The sequence below is a fragment of the Fibrobacter sp. UBA3629 genome, assembly GCF_002374005.1.
Classification (GTDB): domain Bacteria; phylum Fibrobacterota; class Fibrobacteria; order Fibrobacterales; family Fibrobacteraceae; genus Fibrobacter.
Genome location: NZ_DFLC01000013.1, coordinates 1 through 5,924, shown reverse-complemented (window position 1 = coordinate 5,924; position 5,924 = coordinate 1). Strand labels below are relative to the sequence as shown.

Sequence of the window (5,924 nt, the reverse complement as noted above, 5' to 3'; positions counted from 1 at the left end):
GTCATTGCCGGGCGGTCTTCACCATCCCTGATGAGGCCGCAACAGTTAATCCCTGGGTTTGTGATGCATTGCATTAAGGATTGCCCATAGAGATAGCCCCATAGGGTGACTCCTACTACATATTCGGTTTCCATGAAAACAGGAATATGTTCCGCGAAGCAGTTTTTTTGAATACTGTCTATTTCATTGCTGATGTTGTATTCAGAAATGAGTAGAGGCGTTTCTGTTTTCTCGTAAATCTCCTGAAGGGCGTTCTTGAGCAAGTCTGGATTGTAGCATTTCATGGGGCCGGTTCCCATCACAATCAAATCGTTGCCTTCAAGTCCGTAGGCGTCAACTGGGGCCCCGTTGTTCTTGATCGTATTGATTAGGTCGATCCCTTCATTTCTTTCCCACTGGATTGTGTTGTAGTCGTTGTAAATGAGGATTGCTTGGGGCCAGCGTTCGCGGGCCATCTTGAATGCGGTGGTTATGAATTTATAGTCTTCGTTGTCGCCGCCAAGGGCTTCGATAATTTTGTTGTTGCTGCCTATTTGTGAATGGATTCGCCTGGCTTCACTGACCACGTTGATGTATTCTAGATCCGGATAACGCTCCGCAACGGCATCGAACCACGCGGTAATGGCTTCTTTTGTTTCGTCCGCACTAAGGTCTCTAAGCCAAGAAGGGTTTCCCGAAGCCCATAATAGGGCATGAAATTTGAATGTAGCCTTGTTCTCTTTTGCCCAGTTGTAGGGGATGTCGCATTCGGAAAAATCGAAGGTGCCGCGAGTTTGTTCGACGGTTCGCCAAGTGCATTGCCTTTCTGGGGTAATCTGATTCCAATAAGTCCCGAAGTCAGAAGGGACAGGCCCTTCGACAGTTGTACTGCCGAGGAACTTTGCCGCACCGTCGGCAAGGCCAAGGGCGAAAACGCTACTCACGGCCACGCACAAAAGGGCCACAGGCGCAATTTTTAAAATTCTAGAAGTCATAGCTATCCATTATAAACATATATTCCCTTTAGGGATAAATTCCCAGGGTTGCGCTGTTTGTCGTGGATAATACGTCAATATGCAAAAAGGAACCTTGCGGTTCCTTTCTGCTTGAAATGTCGATGAAATTAATCGTCGTTTTCGTTGCCCGAGGGCTTAGCGCAGCGGTCTCTCGACCAGTTGGTCTGCTTGAAGCAGGCGCTTCTGGTGTAGCAACATCCGTTGGCGTTGTTAGCTGTTTTTTCGCATTCGCAAGCAATACCGTCGTTGTTGCCATCAGCGTCAACAAGTTCGCCGCTAGCGCAGACCACCATAAATCCCTCACCATGGTAAACATTGTTGATGCAGGTCTGGAGGGTGTTGTGGCATAAGCCGAAGTAGGTTCCCAGGGCGTTGCACGATACGCGGCGCGTCTCGTTAGTAAGGTCGAATTCAAAATCTTCCACGCGTTCTTCAGGAGCGGAGACTGGTTTGTGATTCGTCCAGTTGTAGCCGTGAACTTCTTTCGCTGTCATCTTTTTACTAGGAATCAGGTCCTTCCATTTCTGTTTCGTCTCGAAACTCCTGAACGGCGGGTAGTCGGGGTCTTCGTCCTTGAGAATTTGTTTGCAACGTTCCTCGTTGTAGCAGGGGTTTGGATTGGAAGGCGCTCCGCCCATTGGCTCACCCCAGCAGGGATCACAATTCGAACATTGATCCGTGTCGCATTCGTTCTCCATCTTCTGTGGATCGGTGCCTTCTCTACAAGCGACGGGGCATTGGTAATACTCCTTGTCGAGCGGGTCGAACTTGTTATGGAGCCTTTCCCATTGCCCGTCGACGCACCTGTACATGATGGCGTTGTTGTTGATGTCGTTGTCGCACCTCAGTTCGCCGTTAAGACATTCGCCACAGATAGCCTTGTCGGCACGGCACGACTTGTTGCCGCATATGGAAACGGCCTTCTTGGCTTCGCCTGCAACACACTCGTAGACGGTTCCCTTTCCTTCGTCATCGTTGGTGCATGTGTGTTCGTAGTTCGTGCACTCGCCGCAACCGTTGTCGCGCGGGTCGCAGGATTTCCCGTCACAACTTTCAGTTATTTTCTTGCCCTTTTCGCAGCGGGTGACCGTCGCCTTGAACTTCTTGTCCTCGGTACAGGTCTGCACGTCGTCGAGGCATTCGCCACAGTCCGTGCCCTCTTCGTTACAAGAGACTGTGCCGCACGAGCGGTTCACGACGATTCCTTTTATGCATTCCTTGACAATGCCGATGCCCATGGGGCTGTTGGAGCAGGAGTTCTTGTAGCTGTCGTCGCATTCGCTTTCGGCTGTGCTGATGGGGTTCGCGCATTTCTTGGTCATGGTGTTGCAGACAGAACCGACATCGCAGATTTCTTCACTGCAGACACAGATACCGTCCTTTTCCTTGCCACCCGAAGCTTCGCATAGCTTAGCGAAGTTCTTGAGGTCTTCCTCCGAAGCGGACGACGAACTGCTCTTGCCTTTTGCCGACGATGAAGAACTCTTCTTTACGCTGCTCGACGAACTAGACGTGTCTGCGATTTCGACGCGATGCCACTTGCTATCGTCGCAGAAATACTCCGTCTCCTGCTCCTTGGCATACACGGTGTCGCCTTGGTTGCTTTCACCGCAAGTTCCGAGTTCGTAAATCGAATTGACTTCGGTGATGATCTTACGGCCGGAGGAATCGTCGTCGCCGCAGGCGCTAAGTGTTATTGCGGCTCCGACAGCAGCCACAAGGAAAAAAGAGAAAAAAGTTTTTCCCATATAAGACTCCTTTGTTTTTCCCATACAAGGCTAAGTATAGTTTTTTGGCCGGAAGTCTATGGCGGTTTCTTGGGGACTTTGACTATATAACCCCCTATTTTGGGGTGCCAGTCCGTTCTTCAATCTCGCGCGGGTGGAACAGCCGGTGTTCCTGCTTGATGAATTCCTTGTCGATGTGCGTATAGATTTGCGTGGTGCTGATGTCGGCGTGGCCTAGCAGTTCCTGCAGAACGCGCAGGTCCATACCCGCCTCCAGGCAGTGGGTAGCAAAGCTGTGCCGGAAGGTGTGCGGCGAGACCTGCTTGGTCAGGTGGGCCGTGTGCTGTTGCACGATTTTCCAGGCTCCCATGCGGGTCATGGGCTTGCCGCGGGAATTCAATATAACGTTGTCCGTAGTCGGGTGGGTGAGGGGGCGGCCTTCTTCGATCCAAGCCCGCAGGTTTTCCTTCGCCTTGCTCCCGAGGGGCACCAGACGCTGCTTGTTGCCCTTCCCGATGGGGGTGAGCCACTCGTTATCGAGATCCAACTGCGAAAGCTTGATTCCGAGCGTTTCCGAGATGCGTAGCCCCGCGCTGTACATGAGTTCGAAAAGCGCGGTGTCCCTCAGCGGGTTCTTGCCGTTTGCCGCACTCTCGAACACGCTGTCGACCTCCTCGCGGGTGAGGTACTGGGGGAGGTAGTGCCCGAGTTTCGGGCGTTCGAGCATCGATTCGGTGCTGTAGTCGTACTCGCCCTCCTTCTGCATGTACTTGAGGAACCCGCGCAGGCTCGAAAAATGCCTCGCGATGGACGTGGGGGAGTATTCCACCTGCCCGGCGGTGAGCGTCAGGAATTCGTCCAGCTTTTCGGGGGTCAGTTCCTTCAGATCGAGTCCGATTTCGTCGAGCCAGCCTACAAAATGCCGCAAATCCTCCTGATAGCTCTGGATGGTGGCCGGAGAAAGGTTCCGTTCCACCCCCAAAAACGCCAGGTAGGCATCTACGCGGTTCGAATTGAGGCTCATGTAGTGGAATTTAGCTTTTTTTTCTAAAAAATCCCCTTGACAGCCCTTTTTTTCTTTTCTATAATTGACCCCGTCCTAAGCGACTATGGATGATTAGCTCAGTTGGTAGAGCAGCTGACTCTTAATCAGCGGGTCGCAGGTTCGACCCCTGCATCATCCACGAAAACCTCTCCCCAGCGGAGAGGTTTTTCATTTTTTTTTTTGGGTAAATAAGCAGAATATAGGGGGGATGCTACAAAATGTTGTAGATTTTATATTAAGCCATGATGAATAAAAAGAATTGCAAGGTCGTTTTTTGTGTTGCCTTGGGCTTGATAGAACACCCGACTTTGAGAATTTCTCCGAGGAATACGTAAGCACGGGCGACGGAAACTATTGTACCAAGGGCGGGAGTACCAGTTGTGGCGACATGATTCTTGAGAAGGGTTATCTCCATTATGATGCCTACCGGCATGCCGACCTCGTTCCTTATCATTATACTTGTGGAAATTTCCGTTCCAAAACGGGAGCCAAGGGAGATTGGTCCAATCCGGTCTACTACACTCCGGGGATGGTTCAAAAGAATCTTGTGTTCGCTCCGACGCCCGATGGCTGTTTAGATATGTATGATGGTGTCTTTATCCAGAAGGCAAATGACCTCTGCGACAATTCCAACTTCCACCAGTGGTATTCGGCTTAGCCTGCCTGTCTCGGACAAGCCGGGGTATTTCCTGGTTGACTATGACTATGGCAACGGGGGGGGCTTCCCGCTGGACTCCATCGTCGGTGAACGGCGTGTCGGTTTTGGTTTCTGCCACTCCGAAGCCAACAAGGAAACGAACCCGACCTGTTCGCAGTGGCTTCTACGGCGAACTTATGCAAGAACTGGCTCAATAATGGTGGGCCTAGGGCCACGGACGCCGCTGCTGTTGCGGCAACCGCTTCCCCCGAGGGTATTAGGTTCCTCCGCACGAACCTTGCCGAAATCGCCCCGCCAAGATATAGTCAGAAATAAACACGGCGTTCCATGTTGTAATTCCTTTTTTTGGACGAAAAAAAGGAATTTGTGCCGGCGAAATCACACTTTTTTGCATTTTTTTGGTGTGTTTGTCATACAATGGATAGTAAATGTGTTCTCTTGTGGACAAATTTACTACAAATTACTATCTTTGCTCGCTAGTATGTTTGAGAAGGGTTACAATTAAGGAAGGATTTTTTTATGAAAATAGTTTTGCCTGTTGCTGGTAATGGACTCCGCCTTCGTCCCTACACGGAAGACCGCCCCAAGTGCCTTTTGCCGCTTGCTGGTAAGACCATCATCGACTGGATTGTCGAGGATGCTTCATGCCTTAAACCTTCCGAAACCATCTTTATTACGGGCTACAAGGCCGAAAAGATGGACGAATACCTAAAGACTAAACCCGAATGGGGGAACGTCCGCACGGTGCTCCAGTCAAATCCGCAGGGCCTGGGCGAGGCGATTAGCCTTGCGCTTCCTTACGTAAACGACGATGAGCCGCTCCTGATTATCTTGGGCGACACGCTTTTCGAGGCTGACCTCTCCATCTTGAACGGCGCTCAGGAAAACATCCTCTACACCTACAAGGTCGAAGACCCCAAGCGTTTCGGTGTCGCGGTGGTGGGCGAGAACGGCCTGATTGACCGTCTAGTCGAAAAACCGCAGGAATTCGTGAGCGACGAGGCGATTGTCGGCATCTACTACATCAAGGACGTGAAGGCCCTGAAGGATGCGCTCAAGTACTTGATGGACAACGATATACGCACCAAGAACGAATTCCAGCTCACGGATGCGCTCGAAATGATGATCGAGCAGGGCTGCAAGTTCAGGACTGCCCCCGTTTCGCGCTGGCTCGACTGTGGCCTTGTCGAAACCTTGCTCGATACGAATGCGCATATCCTCAAGAGGAACGACAATTCCAAGGAAATGGCCGCTCCTGGTGTCGAAATCATTCCGCCCTGCTTTATCGGTAAGGGTGCGAAGATTCACGGCTGCAAGATTGGTCCGTTTGTCGCCATCGGCGAGGGCTGTGAGCTTTCGGGAGTCGAAATCCGCGATGCTATCGTCTGGAACGGCGTGAAGATTTCGAACGGAGTGGTCAAGAACACGGTCGTCCACAAGTAAAACGGCAAATTTTTGGAACAAAAGCCCCGGCTTTGATGTGAACCCCGAAAGTTGGA

At 51.4% G+C, this 5,924-nt stretch carries 5 protein-coding genes and 1 tRNA gene; 3 read left to right on the top strand and 3 right to left on the bottom strand.

The window, feature by feature from the left end; all coding sequences use genetic code 11:
* From B2310_RS04900 to B2310_RS04890, 3 genes are all read right to left on the bottom strand, one after another.
* On the bottom strand, positions 1–974 hold a 974-nt coding region (locus B2310_RS04900), incomplete at its 3' end, for an endo-1,4-beta-xylanase (RefSeq protein WP_290729104.1).
* A gap of 128 nt (positions 975–1,102) precedes the next feature.
* On the bottom strand, positions 1,103–2,743 hold the full coding sequence (locus B2310_RS04895) for a hypothetical protein (RefSeq protein WP_290729102.1): 1,641 nt from the start codon (positions 2,741–2,743) through the stop codon (positions 1,103–1,105).
* A 94-nt stretch (positions 2,744–2,837) separates the two neighbouring features.
* A complete protein-coding gene (locus B2310_RS04890) occupies positions 2,838–3,746 on the bottom strand; it encodes a tyrosine recombinase (RefSeq protein ID WP_290729100.1) in 909 nt (302 codons plus the stop codon).
* A gap of 87 nt (positions 3,747–3,833) precedes the next feature.
* On the opposite strand from B2310_RS04890, the gene B2310_RS04885 reads away from it, so the two are divergent.
* From B2310_RS04885 to B2310_RS04875, 3 genes are all read left to right on the top strand, one after another.
* Positions 3,834–3,906: transfer RNA gene (locus tag B2310_RS04885), tRNA-Lys, on the top strand.
* A 249-nt stretch (positions 3,907–4,155) separates the two neighbouring features.
* Complete coding sequence (locus B2310_RS04880) at positions 4,156–4,425, top strand: hypothetical protein (protein WP_290729098.1); 270 nt, start codon at positions 4,156–4,158, stop codon at positions 4,423–4,425.
* A 519-nt stretch (positions 4,426–4,944) separates the two neighbouring features.
* Complete coding sequence (locus tag B2310_RS04875) at positions 4,945–5,868, top strand: sugar phosphate nucleotidyltransferase (protein WP_290724476.1); 924 nt, start codon at positions 4,945–4,947, stop codon at positions 5,866–5,868.
* Positions 5,869–5,924: the final 56 nt, after the last annotated feature.